Source organism: Gryllotalpicola protaetiae (assembly GCF_003627055.1).
Taxonomy (GTDB): Bacteria; Actinomycetota; Actinomycetes; order Actinomycetales; family Microbacteriaceae; genus Gryllotalpicola; species Gryllotalpicola protaetiae.
The window spans coordinates 23,262-42,432 of sequence record NZ_CP032624.1; the positions used below are offsets into that span (position 1 = coordinate 23,262).

Here is a 19,171-nt window from a genome sequence, read left to right on the forward strand (position 1 = left end):
TGGGGTGAGTTCTTCCGACAGCGGGTCCGACGATGAGCCGAGCCGTCTCGCCCTCAAGCGCATCCTTGTGATGCTCGCCGCTGGGGTGGTCGCGGCCGTGGTCACGGGCCTCGTCTCGTCGTGGTGGTACGCGGGAGTCGTGGGATGGATCGTCGCGAGCACGACATACGTGGCCTGGGTGTGGATCCACCTCTGGCCGCTCGACCCTGACGGCATGCGATCGCACGCGACCCGTGAGGACCCGGGCATCGTCATCAGCGACCTGCTCATCATCGGCGCGGCAGTGGTGTCGCTCGCGGCCGTCGCCCTCATCCTGATCCGCGCCGCACACGACCCGGTCGGGCAGCGTGCCGCGATCGGCGGAGTCTCGGTGCTCAGCGTCGCGCTCTCGTGGTTCCTCATCCACACCCTGTACGCCCAGCGCTATGCCCGCGAGTTCTACAAGGACCCGCCCGGCGGCATCGACTTCCCCACGCAGGACGGCAGCACCGACGACACACCCGTGTTCAGCGACTTCGCCTACGTCTCATTCGACCTCGGGATGACCTACCAGATCTCCGACACGGCCGTGAGGACCGTGCGCCTGCGCCGCATCGTGCTGCGGCACACGCTGCTGTCGTACCTCTTCGGCACGGTGATCCTCGCCTCGACGATCAACCTCGTCGTGGGTCTCGGAACCTCCTAGGCGCGGCGGGCGGAGCGCCGTGCGATCGGCGCGACGATCGCCCGCCATCCCAGCAGGAACACGCCGAGCACGATGGTCGCGACGATCACGAAGCTCACGGCGATGCCCTGGCCCGACACGACGCGCAGCAGCATTCCGACGATCACGGTCAGCAGCCACACCGGGATGCCGGTGCGCACGACCGCGAGCGGCCGGCGCCACGCCCCGAACACGAGCCACGCGAGCAGCGTGCCGGTGAGGAACGGCCATGCGGTCTGCGCGACGCCGGCGAAGCCCAGCCCCTCACCGTGACTCACACGCCCGATCACGGTGAACAGCACGACGAGCACGAAGTCGAGCACAGCGGACAGCAGCACCCAGCGGCTCTGGTCTGGTGCGGGTGCGGATGCCTGGCGCGCGGGTGCTGTCATGATGACGATTCTTCCTTACGCCAGTTCGAGAAAGCCGGTGAAGAGCAGCTCGCGCACGCGGGGAAGCAGATCGGCGCGCAGTTCGCATTCGTCGACCTCGAACAGCGCTGCGATCGCATCGGCGATCTGACCGACGGTGAGCTCGCCGTCGCACGCGCCGACGAGCCCTGACAGCGCGGGGTCGACCTGCAGCGCACGGCCGAATCCCGCGCCCTGATGCAGCGTGATCACGATCGGAGCTTCGTCACCCGGCCACGAGTGTCGTTCTTCCGTCACGTCGCCGGCGGCTTTCAGCCGCAGCTCGGCGAGCGCGGCATCCGTCAGCCTGCTCATCGCATCGTGAGCCGTGAGCGCCTGCGCGACGTGCTCGCCGATGCCCGCCGGGTTGGTGCCGCTCGTCTCGACCTGCTCGAAGCGGGCCAGAGTCGGGGCCGCGCCCGCCGCGGGCGCACGGAGCGTGAGATAGCCGAATCCGACGTACTCGACGCCGCGCGCCGTGAAGTCGTCGAGCCACTCGGCGTACCACCGGTCGTACTCGGGGTCGCCCGCTCGCGTTCCGCCGTCGCGAATCCAGGTCTCGGCATAGCGCGGCGCGTCCTGCAGCTCGCGTTCGACGACCCAGGCGTCGAGCCCTGCCGCCCACCCGCGGACGCGATCGAGACCGTCGGCGCCCTCGTGGTACTCCCAGTTGCCGAGCAGCTGCGCGACGCCGCCCGGCACGAGGTGGTCGCGCACGCCGGCGATCACACGCTGCACGAGCTCGTCGCCCCGGAAGCCGCCGTCGCGGTACTCGTACTCCGGCACGTCGGCGATGCGCGGGGTGATCACGAACGGCGGGTTGCTGACGATCTGGTCGAAGAGCTCGCCGGCGACCGGCTCGAACAGGCTGCCGAGGCGGAACTCGATGTGCTCGATGCCGTTGAGCCGGGCGTTGAACGCCGCATACTCCAGGGCGCGCGCGGAGATGTCGGTCGCGATGACGTGCCGGGCATGCCGCGCGGCATGCAGTGCCTGGATGCCGCAGCCGGCTCCGAGGTCGAGCACCCGGTCGACGCTGCGGCCGATGATCAGGCTCGACAGCGTGGTGGACGCCCCGCCGACCCCGAGCACGTGATCGGCGCCCAGCGCGTGACCGAGCGCGAGCTCACCGAGATCGCTGGCGATCCACCATTCGGCCGCACCGCGGGCGTCGGCGAACGCATACGGCCGCAGATCGACGAGGGGCGTGATGACGTCGGATGCCGGATGGGAGTCGTCGAGCTCGACGAGGCCGAGTGCTGCCGCGCCGTCTGCGGCCAGCTCGGGGAGCGCCGCATCGAGCTCGGTGCCGGTCGTGGGCAAGCCGAGCACGAACAGCCAGGCGAGAGTGCCGGCCGGCGGGAGCTCGCCCGTCTCGCGCTGCGCCGCGAGCTCCCGCTGCGCCGGCACGCGGCGCGATCGGGTGAGCGCTCCCCCGGCGGATTCCGACCACAGGCCGCGCACGGTGTCGACCGTGAAGTCGGCTGCGGCGAGGTCTGCCCTCAGGGCGGCGATGAGGTCGGCATCGAGCGTCGGCACGCCTTCGAGTCTTCCACGTCGCCGCCCCGCTCACCCCTCCAGAGCGACGGTCGGCAGCACGTAGGCGCGGCCATGGCGGGCGAGCGGATGCTTCGACGCATAGTCGACCGCCTCGTCGATGTTGCGCGCGAGCACCACGTCGAAGCCGTAGAACCATTCCTTGAACTCGGGGAACGGGCCGTCGGTGACGACCACCTCGGCGCCGCGGCGGACGACCGAGCGCGCCTCGGTCGCACCGGCGACGGGGTCGCCCAGCTGCCACGCACCCGTGGCGTCACCCTCGGCGAGCCATTCATGGATGCCGGGGTCGCCCGGCTGCTCGGGTTCGCCGCCGGCGTCGCTCGTCCACAGGAAGAGAAACGGCCTCCGCTCGTCCCGCTCGCTCATGCGGTCACCCCCGCGGCTGCCGCCCGGGCCTGGATCGTCTGATCGAGCAGCGCGCCCGACTGCACGGCGCCCATCAGGGGCAGCACGAGCACTCGGCCGAAGCGGGCGCAGGGATGCCGTGAGCCGATCTCGACGGCCTCGTCGAGGCTCGCCGCGCTGATCAGATCGAAGCCGGAGAACCACTCCTTGAACTCGGCTGCCGGCGCGTCGGTGACGAAGACCTCGCCCTGGCGCTTGGTGACGAGGCGGGCATCCTCGCGCGGCGTGAGCCGCTCGCCGAAGATGCGGTGCGACTCGACCGCTGTGAGCCATTCGAAGATGTCGTCGGCCTCCTGGCTGTACGGCTCGGCGTCCGGGGCGTCGGTGAACAGCAGCAGGTACTGCTGGGTGGTGTCGCTCATTTCTCTTCCTCTCCTTCGGGGTCGGCCAGGGCGGGCACGACGAGCACGCGCCCGATTCGAGCAGTCGGATGCTGGGCCGGTCCTTTCAGTCGATCCGATTGCGCTTCGAGCCATCGCCGCTCTGCGGCATTGGACGCTTTCATGCCCGCTTCGGCATATGTCTTCTCGGCCTCATCGAAGGCTCCGGCGCGCTCGAGCAGGCCGGCCCTGACCGACAGCAGGCGGTGCCCGCGTGCCAGCCGCTCGTCACCGTCGAGGAGCGCCAGCTCGGCGAGGCCCGCGAGCGGCCCGTGCGCCATGCCGACCGCGACCGCTCGCCCGAGCGCTGCGGCCGGACCCGGCTGCAGCGTGACGAGCACGTCGTACAGGCCGAGGATCTGGTCCCAGTCGGTCGCGTCGGCGTCGGTCGCAGCCGCGTGCACGGCGCCGACGGCGGCCTGGATCGACAGCGGTGTCGCCGGGCCTTCGGTCAGCGCTTGGGCGGCGAGGGCGCGCCCTTCGCCGAGTTTGGCGGGGTCCCACCGCGAACGGTCCTGGTCGGGCAGTGCGATAGGGAGACCTGATGGGTCGGTACGCGCCTCGGTCCTGGCATCCGTCAGCAGCATGAGCGCGAGCAGCGCGGTGGTCTCGCTGTCGGCGGGCAGCGCGGCGTGCAGCATTCGGGTGAGCCTGATCGACTCACCGATGAGCTCGCCATGCACCGGCAACTCGCCGCCGGAGGGCGCGTAGCCCTCGTTGAACATCAGGTAAAGGGCGGTGCGCACCGACTCGGCGCGCTCGGCGAGCATCCCCGCGGTCAACTCGCCGAAGCTGCGCCCGGCCTCGTCGATCGCCCGCTTGGCACGCGTGATGCGCTGGGCCATCGTCGCTTCGGTTCCATAGAAGGCGGCGGCGATCTGCGCGGTCGTGAGCCCGCACACCGCCCGCAGGGTGAGCGCGACGCGCGAGGTGGGCTGCAGCGCGGGGTGGCAGCACAGCACCAGCAGGGCGAGCGAGTCGTCGTGCATGGTGGGTGCGGAGCCGGGCGGCGCGAGGGCGGCGTCGCGCTCTTCACGGGCCTGTCGCGCGGCATCCGAGCGCACCGCGTCGATGTAGCGGCGGCGCGCCACGGTGAGCAGCCAGGCGCGCGGGTCACGCGGGACCCCGGTCTTGGGCCAGCTGACGGATGCCTCGAGCAGGGCCTCCTGCACGGCGTCCTCGCAGTCGGCGAGGCCGCCGTAGCGACGCACCAGAGCGGCGGTCACAAGCGGGATCACGGCGCGCACATTCGCGTCGAAGATCGTGTCGATCCGCCCGTCCACCACGGTCCCTCCCCTGCTGCTCAGCAACGCTGTCACATCAGGGTCGGAGCAGTCACTCCTGTTTCGACACCGGCGCGGAAATCGACGCCCACCATGCGTCGACGCGCTGCGCCGATTCCTCCGGGCTCACGTCCTCGACCCGGGTCATCACAGCCCAGCGCCGGCCGAACGGGTCCACGAAGGCGCCGAAACGGTCGCCTGAGACGAAATCGCTGGGCTGCTCTTTGACCTCGGCACCCAGTTCGGAGGCGCGGGCGATCGTGGTGTCCACATCGGGGACGTAGATCATGATCGACTGGCTGATGCCGGCTGCCGTCCTGTCCGGCGCGACGAGGCCGAAACCCGGCTGCGGGTCCGAGATCTGCAGTCGACCCGCCGACCCGAAGTCGAGTTCGGCCTGCCTACTGCGCGGCGCGCTCCAGCACGAGCTCGCGGACCCGTGCGGCATCCGCCTGGCCCTTCATCGCCTTCATGACCGCGCCGATGACCGCACCCGCGGCCTGCACCTTGCCGTCCTTGATCTTGGCGAGCACGTCGGGCTGGGCTGCCAGCGCCTCGTCGATCGCGGCGATGAGCGCACCGTCGTCAGAGACGACCTTGAGGCCGCGCTTCTCGACGACCTCTGCGGGCGACCCCTCGCCTGCGACGACACCCTCGAGCACCTGACGGGCCAGGCGGTCCGTCAGGTCGCCGCTCGCGATGAGCGCCGAGAGCTGGGCGACGTCGGACGGGGTGACGAGCGTCTCGACCGCGACGCTCTGAGCGTTCGCGATGCGCGTCAGCTCACCGGTCCACCACTTGCGCGCGTCGGCAGCGGACGCCCCGGCGGACACCGTCTCTTCGACGACGTCGAGCAGGCCGCCGTTGACGACGTCCTGGAACTCGAGCTTCGTGAAGCCCCACGCCTCGCGCAGGCGGGCACGCCGCGCGGCGGGCGGCTCGGGCAGCGTGCCGCGCAGCTCTTCGACCCACTCGCGGCTCGGAGCCACCGGAACGAGGTCGGGCTCAGGGAAGTAGCGGTAGTCGTCGGCATCTGACTTCGGGCGGCCGGCGCTCGTCGCACCGGTGTCCTCGTGCCAGTGCCGCGTCTCCTGCGTGATCGAGCCGCCGGCCTCGAGGATCGCCGCCTGGCGCTGGATCTCGTAGCGCACCGCACGCTCGACCGAGCGCAGGGAGTTGACGTTCTTCGTCTCGGTGCGGGTGCCGAGCTTCGTCTCGCCGCGGCGGCGCAGCGACACGTTCGCGTCGCAGCGGATGTTGCCCTCCTCCATGCGCGCGTTCGAGACGCCGAGCGAGCGCACGATGTCGCGGATCGCACCGACGTAGGCGCGGCCGACTTCGGGGGCGTCGCCTTCAGCGCCCTCGATGATCTTCGTGACGATCTCGACCAGTGGCACGCCGCCGCGGTTGAAGTCGACCAGCGAGTGGTCGGCGCCCTGGATGCGACCGGTGGCCCCGCCGACGTGCGTCAGCTTGCCCGCGTCCTCCTCCATGTGGGCGCGCTCGATGAGCACGGTGAGCTCGCGGCCCGACTCGAGCTCGACCGTGACCGAGCCGTCGAAGGCGATCGGCTCGTCGTACTGCGAGGTCTGGAAGTCCTTCGCGAGGTCGGGGTAGAAGTACTGCTTGCGTGCGAAGCGGCAGTTCTCGGCGATCTCGCACCCGAGGGCGAGACCGAGACGGATGCTGGACTCTATCGCCTTCTTGTTGACCTGCGGCAGGCCGCCGGGCAGCCCCAGGCAAGTCGGGCAGGTGTTGGTGTTCGCGCCCTGTCCGAAGGCGTTCGCGCAGCCGCAGAACATCTTCGTCTTGGTGTTCAGCTCGACGTGCACCTCGAAGCCAAGGACCGGCTCGTAGAGCTCGATCGCCGTGTCGAAGTCGAGAAGCTTGTCCTTCGCCATCAGCGGGCGACCTCCGTAAGTAGCGGTGCTTGGCTGAGCAGGCTGTGCCCCCAGGCATCCGTCAGCAGTGTCTCGATGGCGGCGCCGACCTCATAGAGCCGCGCGTCCTCGTGGGCCGGTGCGAGCAGCTGCAGCCCGACCGGCAGTCCGTCTTCGGGCGCCAGGCCCATGGGGATCGCCATGCCGGGGATGCCCGCCAGATTCGCGGGGATCGTCGTGACGTCGTTCAGGTACATCGCGAGCGGGTCGCCCACGAGAGTGCCGAGCTCGAACGCGGTCGTCGGCGCGGCAGGGCTGATCAGCACGTCGGCCTGGGCGAAGGCTTTCGCGAAGTCCTGCTGGATCAGCGTGCGCACCTTCTGCGCGCTGCCGTAATAGGCGTCGTAGTAGCCGGCGCTGAGCGCGTAGGTGCCGAGGATGATGCGGCGCTTCACCTCGGCGCCGAAGCCCGCGTCGCGGGTGGCGCTCATGACCCGCTCGACGGTGACAGGCCCGCGTTCCGGCTGCACGCGCAGACCGAAGCGCACCGAGTCCATGCGGGCCAGGTTGCTGGAGGCCTCGGCAGGGAGGATCAGATAGTAGGCGGCGACCGCGTACTCGAAGCTCGGGGCAGCGACCTCGATGACCTCGGCGCCGGCTGCGGTGAGCGCCGCGACGGTCTCGTCGAAACGCTGCTTGACGCCGGCCTGGAAGCCACCGGACTCGCCCGAGAGCTCCTTCACGACGGCGACTTTGAGACCCTTCAGCCCCTCACCGGTCGCGCCGCGGCGCGCGGCGGCGGCCATCGACGGCCATGCGTCGGTGAGCGATGTCGAGTCGAGCGGGTCGTGCCCACCGATGACGTCGTGCAGCAGCGCCGCGTCGAGCACCGTGCGGCTCACGGGGCCGACCTGGTCGAGGGAGCTCGCGAGAGCGATGGCGCCGTAGCGGCTCACGCCGCCGTAGGTCGGCTTGACCCCGACAGAGCCGGTGACGGCCGCAGGCTGGCGGATGCTTCCGCCGGTGTCGCTTCCCAGCGCGAACGGCGCCTCGAACGCCGACACGGCAGCCGACGACCCGCCGCCGGAGCCGCCGGGCGTGCGGCTCAGGTCCCACGGGTTATGGGTAGGGCCATAGGCCGAATGCTCGGTGGAGGAGCCCATCGCGAACTCGTCCATGTTGGTCTTGCCGAGGGGCACGAGGTCGGCGCCGCGCAGTCGCGCGACGACCGTCGCGTCGTAGGGCGGCCGCCAGCCCTCGAGGATCTTCGACCCCGAGGTCGACGGCATGTCCTCGGTGGCGAGCACATCCTTGATGGCGACGGGCACACCGGCCAGCTCGCCGAGCTGTTCGCCGGCAGCGCGACGCTCGTCGATGCGGTTCGCGGTCTCGAGCGCGTGGTCGGAGACGTGCAGGAAGGCGTGGATGTCCCCATCGACAGCCGCAATGCGGTCGAGGTGCGCCTGCGTGGCCTCGACGCTCGAGATCTCTCGCGCCGAGAGCTTCGCCGCCAGCTCGGCGGCGGAAAGGCGGATCAGTTCGGATTGGATCGGCACAGACATCCGCTCTACTGCTCCTCGTCCAGGATCGACGCGACCTTGAAACGGTCGCCCTCACGCTCGGGGGCGCCGGAGAGTGCCTGCTCGACGGTGAGCGACGGCCGCACCTCGTCGTCGCGGAAGACGTTCGACAGCGGGATCGGGTGGCTCGTCGCGACGACGTCGGGGGTCGCGACCTCGCTCACCTTGGCGATGCTCTCGACGATCTGCGCGAGCTCGCCGGTGAGGCTCTCGACCTCGGCCTCGGACAGGTCGATGCGGGCGAGCCCGGCGAGGTGGCGCACCAGATCGGTGCTGATTTCAGACATGCGGCTCCGTCAGATGTGCGGGCGGGTTACAGGGCAAGTCTAATTAGCCCACTAAATGCCAGTGGACTATCGCACGCCTCACACGGGGGAAATCGTTGATATTCCGCGGATCGGCGCGCGAGCGAGTCTGCGGTCGCTGGCGATTAGCGGGCAATTCAGGCTCTGCGCGAGGGCTACGTAGAACGCATCCGTCGAACTGACGGCCTTACGAAGCCGCCACGCGCCCAACACGAGCGCCGCGCCATCGACCCGCTCGACATTGAGCCGGGCCCAGTCCGCAACAGCCTCACCAGCGATCTTCTCGCTGATCTGCCCCGCCCGCTCCAACCGGGCGAGGGCGGAGATGACTTCGGCATCGATCAGCGCGGGCGCGACCCACTCGTCGTAATCGGCTAGCAGAGCACGCGCCGCAGCCGAGCGTCTTGACGGCGTTATCGCGTCGACCACGATGCTCGCGTCCACGACCGCGATCACTCGCCGGGCCGCTCGAACGAGCCGAACTCCGCACGCACGCCATCCAGAGCGGTGACGACATCGATGTCACGAAGAGGCTCGCCTTCGAGACGCTCTTCGACCTGAGAGAGCCACTCACTCGTCGTGGGTCGCGAGAGATCCTTGCGCAGCACGCGCACCACATACTCGGACATGCTCATTCCCTGCGCTTTCGCCCTCGTCTGTAACCCTGCGTACAGCTCATCGGGCATGCTCTTCACCTGCAGAATCGCCATGTCATGAAAGTATCATGAAGTGAGATTCAGCCCGTCAGGCCCCTGCGTCACGAGGATCGCGAACTGCGCGGCATCCAGAATCGGGATGCCCAGCTCTTCGGCCTTCGCGAGCTTCGAGCCCGCACCGGGGCCGGCCGCGACGTAGTCGGTCTTCTTCGACACGCTCGAGGCGGCCTTTCCGCCCGCGGCGATGATCGCCTCGTTCGCCCCCTCGCGTGAGAAGCCCTCGAGTGAGCCGGTGGCGACGACGGTGAGTCCCGACAGGACTCCCCCGGTCTCCTCAGCGGCGCCCGGGCCGGGGTGGCCCGGAATCGCGAACCGCACACCGGCCGCAGCCCAGCGCTCGACGATCTCGCGATGCCAGTCGACCTCGAACCATTCGGTCAGTGACCCGGCGATGATCGGCCCGACACCTGCGACCTCCGCGAGCTGCTCGACGGATGCCGCACGGATCGCCTCGAGCGACCCGAAGTACCCCGCGAGAGCCCGCGCCGCGACAGGGCCGACGTTGCGGATGTTGAGCGCCACCAGCATCCGCCACAGGTCCTTCGTCTTCGCCTTCTCGAGCTCGGCGATCAGCTCCTCCGCGGCCTTCGACGGCACCGCTTCCTCGTCGCCGGCGAAGCCGTCGGCCGCCGGGTCGAACAGCCCGTCGGAGTCTTTCCCGGTCTTCTTCCGTCGCCGCTGGAACGGCGTGCGGTAGTCGTAGCTGCCGTCGTCGAGCAGCCGCGGCTCGCCGGTCTCGACGTCGCGCACCAGCGCACGGATCGGGAACAGGTCGGCGACGGTCACGTCGAACAGCCCGGCCTCGGTCGCGAGCAGAGCAGGGCGCCCCGCCGTCGCCTCGGTGAGTGCAGCAGCCCCGACCTCACCCAGTCCTTCGATGTCGAGCGCGCCCCGCGAGCCGACATGCTCGACCCTGCCCCGCACCTGCGCAGGGCAGGAGCGGGCGTTCGGGCAGCGCAGGTCGATGTCGCCTTCACGGGCTGGCGCGAGCGGGGTGCCGCACTCAGGGCAGCGCTCGGGCATCACGAACTCGCGCTCGGTGCCGTCGCGCTTCTCGATGACAGGCCCGAGCACCTCGGGGATCACGTCGCCCGCCTTGCGCAGCACGACCGTGTCGCCGATCAGCACGCCCTTGGCCTTGACGACGTCTTGGTTGTGCAGCGTCGCCTGCCGCACGACCGAGCCGGCGACGTGCGCAGGCTCCATGACGGCGAACGGCGTCGCTCGCCCGGTGCGGCCGACGGACACGACGATGTCGAGCAGCTTCGTCTGCACTTCCTCGGGCGGGTACTTGAACGCGATGGCCCAGCGCGGCGCGCGACTCGTCGCGCCCATCTCGTCATGCAAGGCCAGCTCGTCGACCTTCACGACGATGCCGTCGAGCTCGTGGAGCACCGAGTGCCGCTCGGCGCCGTACTTCTCGACGAAGCCGACGACGCCATCGACGGACGGGAACACCTCGTAGTACGGGCTGGTCGGCAGCCCCCACGACTTCAGCAGGTCGTAGACCTCGCTCTGGGCGGAGACGGGCGGGTCCGGCCACGCGCCGATGCCGTGCACAAACAGGCGCAGCGATTCGAGACGGGCGATGGATGCCTCGCGCTCGAGCGCCGTCTTCTTCTTGTCCAGCTGCTGGCGCAGCCCGCCGCTCGCCGCGTTGCGCGGGTTCGCGAAGGCCGGGAACCGCCGCCCTGCTGACGTCTTCGCCTTCTCGGCGTCGAAGGGCTGCCCTGAGCGCCGCGCCTCATGCCGCTCCTGCAGCTCGGCGATGTAGCGCTCGCGCAGCTCGGCCTGCAGCTCGTTGAGCTTCTCGAACGCGGCGACGGGGATGAACACCTCGCCCCGCACCTCGACGAGCGCGGGATGCCCCGTTCCGGCCAGCCGCTCGGGGATGTCGGCAAGCTTCAGCGCGTTGCCGGTCACGATCTCGCCGATGCGCCCGTCGCCGCGCGTCGCGGCCGACGTCAGCACGCCGTTCTCGTAGCGCAGGTTGATCGCGAGCCCGTCGATCTTGAGCTCGGTGAGCCACTCGACCTTCCGCCCCGCGAGCTCCTCGGCTTTCGCGCACCACTCGCTCAGCTCGTCGATCGAGAACACGTTGTCGAGGCTGAGCATGCGCTCGGCGTGCTCGATCGTGTCGAGCCCCGTCTCTTCCGCAGCCCCGACCGTCTGCGTCGGCGAGTCCTGGCTGGCGAGCTCGGGGAACAGCCGCTCGAGCTCCTCCAACCGGTGCATCCACCCGTCATAGGTGGCGTCGTCGACGAGTGACGCGTCTTCGCCGTAGTACGACTCGCGCGCCCCGTTGATGCGGTCGGTCAGCTCGGCGACCTCGGCCGCGGCCTGCTGCTGCGTCACTTCTGCCACGCTCACAGGCTACCGAGGGCCGCCGACACCGGCAGGGCGTTGACGCGGCCGCTACACGCTCGCCGGAACCGCAGCGACCGTGCGGTCGATCGTCGCCTGGCCGAGCACGCGCGTGCCGACGTAGACGACCGCGGTCTGCCCCGGCGCGACGCCGTTGATCGGCGACGCGGGCGTGATCACGAGCTCTCCGTCGCGCACGACGGCGACCGCGGGCACGGGGTCGGCATGCGCGCGGATCTGCACCTCGCAGTCGAACGGCGTCGACGGATGCTGCGGCGCGAGCCCCGCCCACGTGAAGCGCGCCCCGGCGAGCTCGGCGATGTCGAGCGCCTCCTTCGGGCCGACGACGACCTCGTTCGTCTGCGGCTTCACCTCGAGCACGAACCGCGGCCGCCCGTCGGGCGCCGGCACCGTGAGGTTCAGCCCGCGGCGCTGGCCGACGGTGTACCCCTGCGCCCCGGCATGCGTCCCGACGATGTCGCCCGAGCGGTCGACGATCGCGCCGTTCGAGATGCCGACGTGCTCGGCGAGCCAGCCGCGCGTGTCACCGTCGGGGATGAAGCAGATGTCGTACGAGTCCGGCTTCTGCGCGGTCACGAACCCGCGCGCCTCTGCCTCTGCGCGCACCTCGGCCTTCGACGGCGTGGCGCCGAGCGGGAACATCGCGTGCGCGAGCTGCTCCGAGTTCAGCACGCCGAGCACATAGGACTGGTCTTTCGCCCAGGCGGCGGCCCGGTGCAGCTCGCGATTTCCCGCGGCATCCGTCAGCACCGTCGCGTAGTGGCCTGTAACGAGCGCGTCGAAGCCGAGCGCCAGCGCCTTCTCGAGCAGCGCGGCGAACTTGATGCGCTCGTTGCAGCGCATGCACGGGTTTGGAGTGCGACCAGCCTGGTACTCGGCGACGAAGTCGTCGACGACGTCCGCCTTGAACCGCTCAGAGAAGTCCCACACGTAGAACGGGATGCCGATCAGGTCGGCGACGCGCCGGGCATCCATCGCGTCCTCGATCGTGCAGCATCCGCGCGAGCCGGTGCGCAGCGTTCCTGGCATGCGTGACAGTGCGAGGTGCACACCCACGACCTCGTGGCCGGCGTCTTTCGCGCGCGCAGCAGCCACCGAGGAGTCGACCCCGCCACTCATCGCCGCAAGAACACGCATGACACCAGCGTACGAAATGCCGCTGGCAACGAGCTCCGTCCGCGCCATTCGGGGGTAATTTTCTACATCGTGACGTCTCCCGCAGCAGGCTCAGCGACCCGCACGACAAACCTCCCGATCACGCAGCGCCCCATCGACTTCCTCTTCCTGGTGGTGTTCGCCGTGTTCATCGTGACGAGCATCATCAGCGACTCGGTCGAGGGGCTCGGCCTGGATCAGGTGGCCGACTCGCCGAACATCCTCGTGCGCTGGAACTTCTGGTACGCGAGCAACTTCGACCCGCTCTACCAGGCGCACCCGCTCTGGCTGCGGTTCATCTCGGGCACGTCGGCGTTCGTCTACATCGTGTTCTATGTCGTGCTGCTGTTCGCGCTGGTGCGCGGTTGGAACTGGATCCAGTTGCCGAGCGTCATCTACGCGACGATGATCATCGCGCTCACCGGCATCCCGATCTTCGGCGTCGAGCTGTTCGGCCCTGCCGGTCAGGCCACGCCGAACGTCGGCGTGTTCCTCGCCTTCAACCTGCCGTACATCGTCTTCCCGCTGCTGCTGCTCATCCGCATGCGGAAGCCACTGCCGTTCACGCGCCGCTGGTAGTCGTGAACCCCGCCTTCGCCGCCCGCGCGTAGGCGTCGGGTAGCGCGGCGAGGAAGGCATCGACATCGGCTTCCGTCGTCGTCCTGCCGAGGGTGATGCGCAGAGCAGAGGAGGCTTCGGCCGCCGGCCGCCCCATCGCGAGCACCACATGCGAGGGCTCGGGGATCCCCGCCTGGCAGGCCGAGCCCGTCGATACCGCGACGCCGGCTGCGTCGAGCAGGAAGAGCAGCGAGTCGCCCTGCGCGCCGGGGAACGTGAAGTGCGCATTCGACGCGACGCGCGCGTCGCCCTCCGGCCCGGAAAGCCGAGCGGCGGGCACGGCGGCCCGCACCCCGGCGATGAGCCGGTCGCGCAGACCCGTGAGCCGCGCACGCTCGGCGTCGAGCGCGGCGACCGCGGCCTCGGCGGCGACGGCGAAGGAGACGGCGGCCGCGACGTCCTGCGTGCCTGAGCGCACATTGCGCTGCTGGCCGCCGCCGTGCACGGTCGGAACGACGGTCGCGGTGCGCGACAGCACCAGGGCGCCGATGCCGGCCGGGCCGCCGATCTTGTGGGCCGACACCGAGAGTGCGGCGGCCCTCAGCGCGCGGAACGAGATGGGCACATGGCCGTAGGCCGCGACGGCGTCGAGGTGGAACGGGACGGCGGCGGATGCCGCAGCCGACGCGAGCTCGGCGACCGGCTCGATCGTGCCGACCTCGTTGTTGACCCAGAGCGCGGTGGCGAGGGCGACGTCGCCGCCGCGCAGCGCGTCGGTCCAGGCATCCGCATCGACGAATCCCTGGTCGTCCAGCGCGACCCAGGACGCGCGCGCGCCCTCGTGCGCGACCAGCCATTCGACCGTGTCGATCGTGGCGTGGTGCTCGCCATTCGGAACGACGATGCGGCGTCGGTCGGGGGCCGCGGCCCAGAACCCGCCCTTCAGGGCGAGGTTGACCGCCTCGGTCCCGCCCGAGGTGAAGACGACCTCGATGGGGTCGCAGCCGAGCGATGCGGCCACCGCCTCGCGCGCCTCTTCGAGCAGCCTGCGGGCGTTCTGCCCCGCCGAATGGATCGACGACGGGTTGCCGACCTCGCTCATCGCCCGCGCGTACGCGTCGATGGCCTCAGGAAGCATCGGCGTCGTCGCTGCGTGGTCAAGATAGACGCCCACGATCACTACTCTAGACACCATGTCCGCACCCGTTTCGGCGACCCCTCTGGGCGTCACGCCCACCGAGGCCGGCGGAACGCTCGGAGTGTGGAGCGCGAACGCCTCGAAGGTCGAACTCGTCCTGTTCGACCGCAAGGACCCCGACTGGGCGACCGAGACCGTGCAGCTCGAGCGCGGTGCAGACGACGTCTGGTCCGGCTCGTCGGCACGACTCGTCCCCGACGCGCGCTATGCGATCCGCGTCGACGGACCGGCCGGCCCGCGCAACGCATTCGACCCGACGACCTTCCTCATCGAGCCGTACGCCAAGGGCGTCAGCGAGCTGCGCCCCGACCAGTGGCGCGCCGTCGTCGTCGACCGGCGGTTCGACTGGGGCGGCGTGCAGAAGCCGCACCGCGATCTCGACCACACCATCGTGTACGAGGCGCACCTGCGCGGGTTCTCGAAGCTCAACCCGGCTGTGCCGGAAGAACTGCGCGGCACGTACGCCGGGCTCGCCCACCCCGCCTCGATCGAGTACCTCACGAAGCTCGGCGTGACGGCCGTCGAGCTGCTGCCCGTGCACTACTTCGCCTCCGAGCCCCGCCTCGTCCGCCAGGGCCTGTCGAACTACTGGGGCTACAACACCGTCAACTTCTTCTCGCCGCACTCGCCCTATGCGACCAAGGCGGCGCAGGCCGCCGGCCCGAGCGCGGTGCTGCGCGAGTTCAAGGGCATGGTCAAGCTGCTGCATGAGGCCGGCCTCGAGGTCATCCTCGACGTGGTCTACAACCACACGGCAGAGGCAGGCCTCGGCGGCCCGCGCTCGAGCTTCCGCGGCATCGACAACTCCAGCTACTACCGGCAGCTCGACGACGGCACGTATTACGACGTCACCGGCTGTGGCAACACGGTCGACTTCGGCCAGGAGGTCGCGCGCGAGCTCGTGCGCGACTCCGTCCGCTACTGGGCGAACGAGTGCCAGGTCGACGGATTCCGCTTCGACCTCGCGGCGACCCTCGGGCGCGACGAGAGCGGCGCCTACACGCGCGACCACCCCCTGATCAACGGCCTCATCGACGACGAGCAGCTGCAGGACGTGAAGCTCATCGCCGAGCCGTGGGACGTGGGTCTCGGCGGCTGGCAGACGGGCAACTTCCCTGAAGGCTGGGCCGAGTGGAACGACCGCTACCGCGACCGCATGCGCCAGTTCTGGCTGCGCGACATCGCCGACGCGCGCGACCACGGCACCCCGTCCACCGGGATCGGCGGCCTCGCCACACGCCTCGCCGGCTCATCGAACACCTTCAGCGCCGAGCGCGGGCCGCTGGCCTCGGTCAACTTCATCACCGCGCACGACGGCTTCACCCTGGCCGACCTCGTCGCGTACGACACCAAGCACAACTTCGGCAACGGGGAGTTCAACCGCGACGGCTCCGACAACAACCGCTCGTTCAACCACGGAGCCGAAGGCGGCACGACCGACCCGGACATCCTCGCCGTCCGCCGCAAGGCGATGCGCAACCTGCTCGGCACCCTGCTGCTCTCGGCCGGCGTGCCGATGATCACGGCAGGCGACGAGTTCGGCCGTTCGCAGCAGGGCAACAACAACGCCTACTGCCACGACAGCGAGCTGACCTGGCTGTCATGGGAGCGCGATGCGGATGCTGAGCGCCAGCTCGCCGTCACCGCAGACTTGATCCGCCTGCGCCTCGCGAACCCCGCGGTGCGGCCCGTGCGCTACGCGAAGCTCGGCGAGCACGTGCCGCAGTCGAGCCAGATGGACTGGTACGACGCGGGCGGCAACACGATGGACGAGCCGGACTGGCAGGACCCGTCGGCGCGCACCCTGCAGTACGTCGCGGCCTCGACGCCCGAGGTCGAGGACTTCAACCGCATCCTGCTCATCGTGCACGGGCTCGAGACCGAGATCGCCGTCACGCTTCCCGCCCACGAGGGCGTCGACGGCTACGAACTGGTCTGGGACAGCGCCGATGAAGAGCCGAAGCCCGGCACGACGTGGTTCAAAGCCGGCGACGTCGTGACCGTCAGCCCCACGTCACTGCAGCTGTTCCACTGCAGCGGACGCGACTTCGAGTAGGCGGGCCGGCTCAGCCCGCCGATGCGACCAGCCCGAGTTCGGCCGCCGACGCCAGCAGCTCGTTCTTGGGCAGCACGCGCACGGTGTAGCCGAACGATCCCGCTCGGTCGAGCACCACGATGCCGCCGAACGCGGTGGTCGCCGCGCCGCCTTTCGCCGGCGCGCCGCCCTCGAGCTCGAGTTCCTGCGAGCGCAGCTCGGTGAGCTCATCGCCGGCGGCCGACTCGCTGCGGCCGTAGACGACCTCGACGCGGACATCCGCCGGCGCGAGGGCGCCGAGCGCGACGTGCGCGCGCAGGTGCAGCTCCTCGCCCACCTGCGGCACCGCGTCGAGACCGCCTGACTCCACATGCGCGACGGCGACCTGCGGCCACGCGGCCACCACCTTCCTCTTCCACGCGGAGAGCGCGCGGGCTGCCGCGAAGCCGTGGGCGTCGAGCTTCGCCGCGAAGTGATGCGCGGGCGCGTACAGCTCCTGCACGTACTGCATCACCATGCGATCGGCCGACAGCTCGGGTGACAGGGTCTTCAGGTCGTAGCGCACCCGGCCGAGCCAGGCGACGGGGATGCCGTCTTCGCTGCGCTCGTAGAACATCGGGGCGAGCTGATGCTCGATCAGGTCGTAGAGGGCGGCCGCCTCGAGCGCGTCGCGCTCGTCGGAATCCCCCGCCGAGTCCGCCGACGGGATCGCCCACCCGTTCTTGCCGTCGTAGTACTCGTCCCACCAGCCGTCGAGGATCGACAGGTTGAGCGAGCCGTTCAGCGCCGCCTTCATGCCACTCGTGCCGCACGCCTCCATCGGGCGCAACGGGTTGTTCAGCCAGACGTCGGTGCCCGGGTACAGGGTCTGCGCCATCGTGATGTCGTAGTTCGGCAGGAAGACGAGGTGCTCGCGGATCTCGGGCTGCTCGGCGAACTCGTAGAGCTCCTGGATGAGCCGCTTGCCCTCGTCGTCGGCAGGGTGCGCCTTGCCCGCCACGACGATCTGCACGGGACGCTCGGGGTCGAGCAGGATCTTCGCCAGCCGCTCCTTGTCGTGCAGCATCAACGTCAGCCGCTTGTAGCTCGCGCCGCGGCGCGCGAACCCGATGGTGAGGGTGTTCGCGTCGAGCACCTCGTCGGTCCACGCGGGCGCGACGCCGCCCGCTGCCTCGTGCGCGGCACGCACGCGGCGGCGCGCGTCGGCGACGGTCGACGCGCGCATCTCGTTGCGGGCAGCCCACAGCCCGGCATCCGTCACCTGATCGCTCTCCCAATCCACCCGGGTGGTGTCGCCGGTGCCGAAATGCGCCTCGGCCAGCGCGATGAGGCTCGAGTCGACCCACGTCGGTGCGTGCACGCCGTTGGTCACCGAGGTGATCGGCACCTCGTCCGCGTCGAAGCCGGGCCACAGCGGTTGGAACATCGCCCGCGACACACGACCGTGCAATTTCGCCACGCCGTTGGCGTGCTGGCCGAGGCGCAGGCCGAGGACGGCCATGTTGAACACGCTGTCAGGGCCGCCCATCTGCGATTCGAGCGCGAGCCCGAGCACCTGGTCGAGCGTGACGCCCGGCAGCAGGTCAGGCGTCGCGAAATACCGCTCGATCAGCGGGCGCTCGAAGCGGTCGATGCCCGCAGGCACGGGCGTATGGGTGGTGAACACCGTGCCCGCACGCACCACCTGCAGCGCCTCGTCGAAGCTCAGCCCCTCGCCGATCAGGTTGGAGATGCGCTCGAGGCCCTGGAAGCCCGAGTGCCCTTCGTTGGTGTGGAAGACGGTCGGCTGCGCGACGCCGAGCAGCTCGACGGCCAGGGCGATGGCACGGACGCCCCCGATGCCGAGAAGCAGCTCCTGCAGCAGCCGGTGCTCGCCGCCCCCGCCGTAGAGACGGTCGGTGACCGAGCGCAGCTCCTCGTCGTTGTCGCGGATGTTCGTGTCGAGCAGCAGCAGCTTGACGCGCCCCACCTCGGCGACCCAGACGCGGGCGGCCAGTGCCCGCCCGTCGGGCAGGCCGAGCGAGACGCGCGCGGCCATGCCGTCCGGCCGGCGCAACACCGACAGGGGCAGGCCGTCGGGGTCGAGCACGGGGTAGGCCTCCTGCTGCCACCCGTCGCCCGAGATCGACTGGCGGAAGTAGCCGGAGCGGTAGAACAGGCCGATGCCGATGAGCGGCACGCCGAGATCGGATGCCGCCTTCAGGTGGTCGCCTGCCAGAATCCCCAGGCCGCCCGAATACTGCGGAAGCGCGGCCGCGACGCCGAACTCGGCCGAGAAGTAGGCGATCGACTGCGGCGCATCGACGAGGCCCTGGTACCAGCGGGGTTCGGAGAGGTAGCGGCGCAGGTCGTCTCGCAGGTCGTTCGCCTGCTGCACGAACGCCGGGTCTGCTGCGAGCTCCTCGAGGCGCGCGGGCTCGACCGCCCCGAGCAGCTGGATCGGGTCGTGACTCGCGTGCCACGCCTCCTCCGAGATCGAGCGGAACAGCCGCTGTGTCGGCCGATGCCACGACCACCGCAGGTTGAGGGCCAGTTCGTCGAGCGCCGCCAGCGCCTCCGGAATCACGGCACGAACGGTGAACCTGCGGATCGCCTTCACGATCGCCAGACTAGCGGCG

General features: G+C 70.0%; 18 protein-coding genes. 3 read left to right on the forward strand and 15 right to left on the reverse strand.

Annotation, left to right across the window (positions count from 1 at the left end; translation table 11 throughout):
• Window positions 1-4 precede the first annotated feature (4 nt).
• A complete protein-coding gene (locus tag D7I44_RS00165) occupies window positions 5-685 on the forward strand; it encodes a DUF1345 domain-containing protein (RefSeq protein ID WP_245979827.1) in 681 nt (226 codons plus the stop codon).
• Here the strand turns inward: D7I44_RS00165 and D7I44_RS00170 are convergent.
• From D7I44_RS00170 to mnmA, 13 genes are all read right to left on the reverse strand, one after another.
• The gene (locus D7I44_RS00170; protein ID WP_120787636.1) at window positions 682-1,095 is read right to left on the reverse strand and encodes a DUF3054 domain-containing protein; all 414 of its coding nucleotides are present in this window, start codon (window positions 1,093-1,095) and stop codon (window positions 682-684) included. The genes D7I44_RS00165 and D7I44_RS00170 overlap by 4 nt on opposite strands.
• A 15-nt stretch (window positions 1,096-1,110) precedes the next feature.
• Window positions 1,111-2,652 (reverse strand): DUF7059 domain-containing protein, encoded by a 1,542-nt coding sequence (locus tag D7I44_RS00175; protein ID WP_120787637.1) that lies wholly within the window; start codon window positions 2,650-2,652, stop codon window positions 1,111-1,113.
• Between the two features lie 30 nt (window positions 2,653-2,682).
• Complete coding sequence (locus D7I44_RS00180; RefSeq protein WP_120787638.1) at window positions 2,683-3,039, reverse strand: YciI family protein; 357 nt, start codon at window positions 3,037-3,039, stop codon at window positions 2,683-2,685.
• Window positions 3,036-3,440: a YciI family protein gene (locus D7I44_RS00185; protein ID WP_120787639.1), complete on the reverse strand. Its 405-nt coding sequence runs from the start codon at window positions 3,438-3,440 to the stop codon at window positions 3,036-3,038. The genes D7I44_RS00180 and D7I44_RS00185 overlap by 4 nt, the downstream gene beginning before the upstream one ends.
• Window positions 3,437-4,744 (reverse strand): RNA polymerase sigma factor, encoded by a 1,308-nt coding sequence (locus D7I44_RS00190; protein ID WP_245979828.1) that lies wholly within the window; start codon window positions 4,742-4,744, stop codon window positions 3,437-3,439. The genes D7I44_RS00185 and D7I44_RS00190 overlap by 4 nt, the downstream gene beginning before the upstream one ends.
• 49 nt (window positions 4,745-4,793) lie before the next feature.
• Entirely contained in the window at window positions 4,794-5,189 is a 396-nt protein-coding gene (locus D7I44_RS00195; RefSeq protein WP_120787640.1) for a VOC family protein, read from the reverse strand.
• Window positions 5,143-6,642: an Asp-tRNA(Asn)/Glu-tRNA(Gln) amidotransferase subunit GatB gene (gene gatB, locus D7I44_RS00200; protein ID WP_120787641.1), complete on the reverse strand. Its 1,500-nt coding sequence runs from the start codon at window positions 6,640-6,642 to the stop codon at window positions 5,143-5,145. The genes D7I44_RS00195 and gatB overlap by 47 nt, the downstream gene beginning before the upstream one ends.
• Complete coding sequence (gatA, locus tag D7I44_RS00205) at window positions 6,642-8,177, reverse strand: Asp-tRNA(Asn)/Glu-tRNA(Gln) amidotransferase subunit GatA (RefSeq protein WP_425459318.1); 1,536 nt, start codon at window positions 8,175-8,177, stop codon at window positions 6,642-6,644. Before gatA ends, gatB begins: the two co-directional genes overlap by 1 nt.
• 11 nt (window positions 8,178-8,188) lie before the next feature.
• Window positions 8,189-8,488 (reverse strand): Asp-tRNA(Asn)/Glu-tRNA(Gln) amidotransferase subunit GatC, encoded by a 300-nt coding sequence (gene gatC, locus D7I44_RS00210; protein ID WP_120787643.1) that lies wholly within the window; start codon window positions 8,486-8,488, stop codon window positions 8,189-8,191.
• A 78-nt stretch (window positions 8,489-8,566) separates the two neighbouring features.
• Window positions 8,567-8,950 carry a type II toxin-antitoxin system VapC family toxin gene (locus D7I44_RS00215; protein ID WP_162939973.1) on the reverse strand — a complete coding sequence of 128 codons (384 nt, stop codon included), beginning with the start codon at window positions 8,948-8,950 and terminating at the stop codon, window positions 8,567-8,569.
• An 8-nt stretch (window positions 8,951-8,958) separates the two neighbouring features.
• On the reverse strand, window positions 8,959-9,216 hold the full coding sequence (locus tag D7I44_RS00220) for a hypothetical protein (RefSeq protein ID WP_120787645.1): 258 nt from the start codon (window positions 9,214-9,216) through the stop codon (window positions 8,959-8,961).
• Between the two features lie 12 nt (window positions 9,217-9,228).
• Window positions 9,229-11,592 (reverse strand): NAD-dependent DNA ligase LigA, encoded by a 2,364-nt coding sequence (ligA, locus tag D7I44_RS00225; protein WP_120787646.1) that lies wholly within the window; start codon window positions 11,590-11,592, stop codon window positions 9,229-9,231.
• 45 nt (window positions 11,593-11,637) lie between these two features.
• Window positions 11,638-12,744 carry a tRNA 2-thiouridine(34) synthase MnmA gene (gene mnmA / locus D7I44_RS00230; protein WP_120790709.1) on the reverse strand — a complete coding sequence of 369 codons (1,107 nt, stop codon included), beginning with the start codon at window positions 12,742-12,744 and terminating at the stop codon, window positions 11,638-11,640.
• A 69-nt stretch (window positions 12,745-12,813) separates the two neighbouring features.
• Here mnmA and D7I44_RS00235 point away from each other — a divergent pair, with 69 nt between their 5' ends.
• Window positions 12,814-13,341 carry an EXPERA domain-containing protein gene (locus tag D7I44_RS00235; protein ID WP_245979833.1) on the forward strand — a complete coding sequence of 176 codons (528 nt, stop codon included), beginning with the start codon at window positions 12,814-12,816 and terminating at the stop codon, window positions 13,339-13,341.
• Here the strand turns inward: D7I44_RS00235 and D7I44_RS00240 are convergent.
• Window positions 13,325-14,494, reverse strand: coding sequence for a cysteine desulfurase family protein (locus D7I44_RS00240; protein ID WP_120790711.1), 1,170 nt, complete (start codon window positions 14,492-14,494; stop codon window positions 13,325-13,327). The genes D7I44_RS00235 and D7I44_RS00240 overlap by 17 nt on opposite strands.
• Before the next feature lie 19 nt (window positions 14,495-14,513).
• On the opposite strand from D7I44_RS00240, the gene glgX reads away from it, so the two are divergent.
• A complete protein-coding gene (gene glgX / locus D7I44_RS00245; RefSeq protein ID WP_120787647.1) occupies window positions 14,514-16,574 on the forward strand; it encodes a glycogen debranching protein GlgX in 2,061 nt (686 codons plus the stop codon).
• A gap of 10 nt (window positions 16,575-16,584) precedes the next feature.
• On the opposite strand, the gene glgP is transcribed toward glgX, so the two are convergent.
• Window positions 16,585-19,152, reverse strand: coding sequence for an alpha-glucan family phosphorylase (gene glgP / locus D7I44_RS00250; RefSeq protein WP_120787648.1), 2,568 nt, complete (start codon window positions 19,150-19,152; stop codon window positions 16,585-16,587).
• Window positions 19,153-19,171 lie beyond the last annotated feature (19 nt).

Bases quoted from the DNA above. Each gene is read 5' to 3' on its own strand.
- D7I44_RS00170 (WP_120787636.1), bottom strand. From the start codon at position 1,095: ATGACAGCACCCGCGCGCCAGGCATCCGCACCCGCACCAGACCAGAGC.
- D7I44_RS00180 (WP_120787638.1), bottom strand. From the start codon at position 3,039: ATGAGCGAGCGGGACGAGCGGAGGCCGTTTCTCTTCCTGTGGACGAGC.
- D7I44_RS00185 (WP_120787639.1), bottom strand. From the start codon at position 3,440: ATGAGCGACACCACCCAGCAGTACCTGCTGCTGTTCACCGACGCCCCG.
- D7I44_RS00195 (WP_120787640.1), bottom strand. From the start codon at position 5,189: ATGCCGCACGGGTCCGCGAGCTCGTGCTGGAGCGCGCCGCGCAGTAGG.
- gatB (WP_120787641.1), bottom strand. From the start codon at position 6,642: ATGGCGAAGGACAAGCTTCTCGACTTCGACACGGCGATCGAGCTCTAC.
- gatC (WP_120787643.1), bottom strand. From the start codon at position 8,488: ATGTCTGAAATCAGCACCGATCTGGTGCGCCACCTCGCCGGGCTCGCC.
- D7I44_RS00220 (WP_120787645.1), bottom strand. From the start codon at position 9,216: ATGGCGATTCTGCAGGTGAAGAGCATGCCCGATGAGCTGTACGCAGGG.
- mnmA (WP_120790709.1), bottom strand. From the start codon at position 12,744: ATGCGTGTTCTTGCGGCGATGAGTGGCGGGGTCGACTCCTCGGTGGCT.
- glgX (WP_120787647.1), top strand. From the start codon at position 14,514: ATGTCCGCACCCGTTTCGGCGACCCCTCTGGGCGTCACGCCCACCGAG.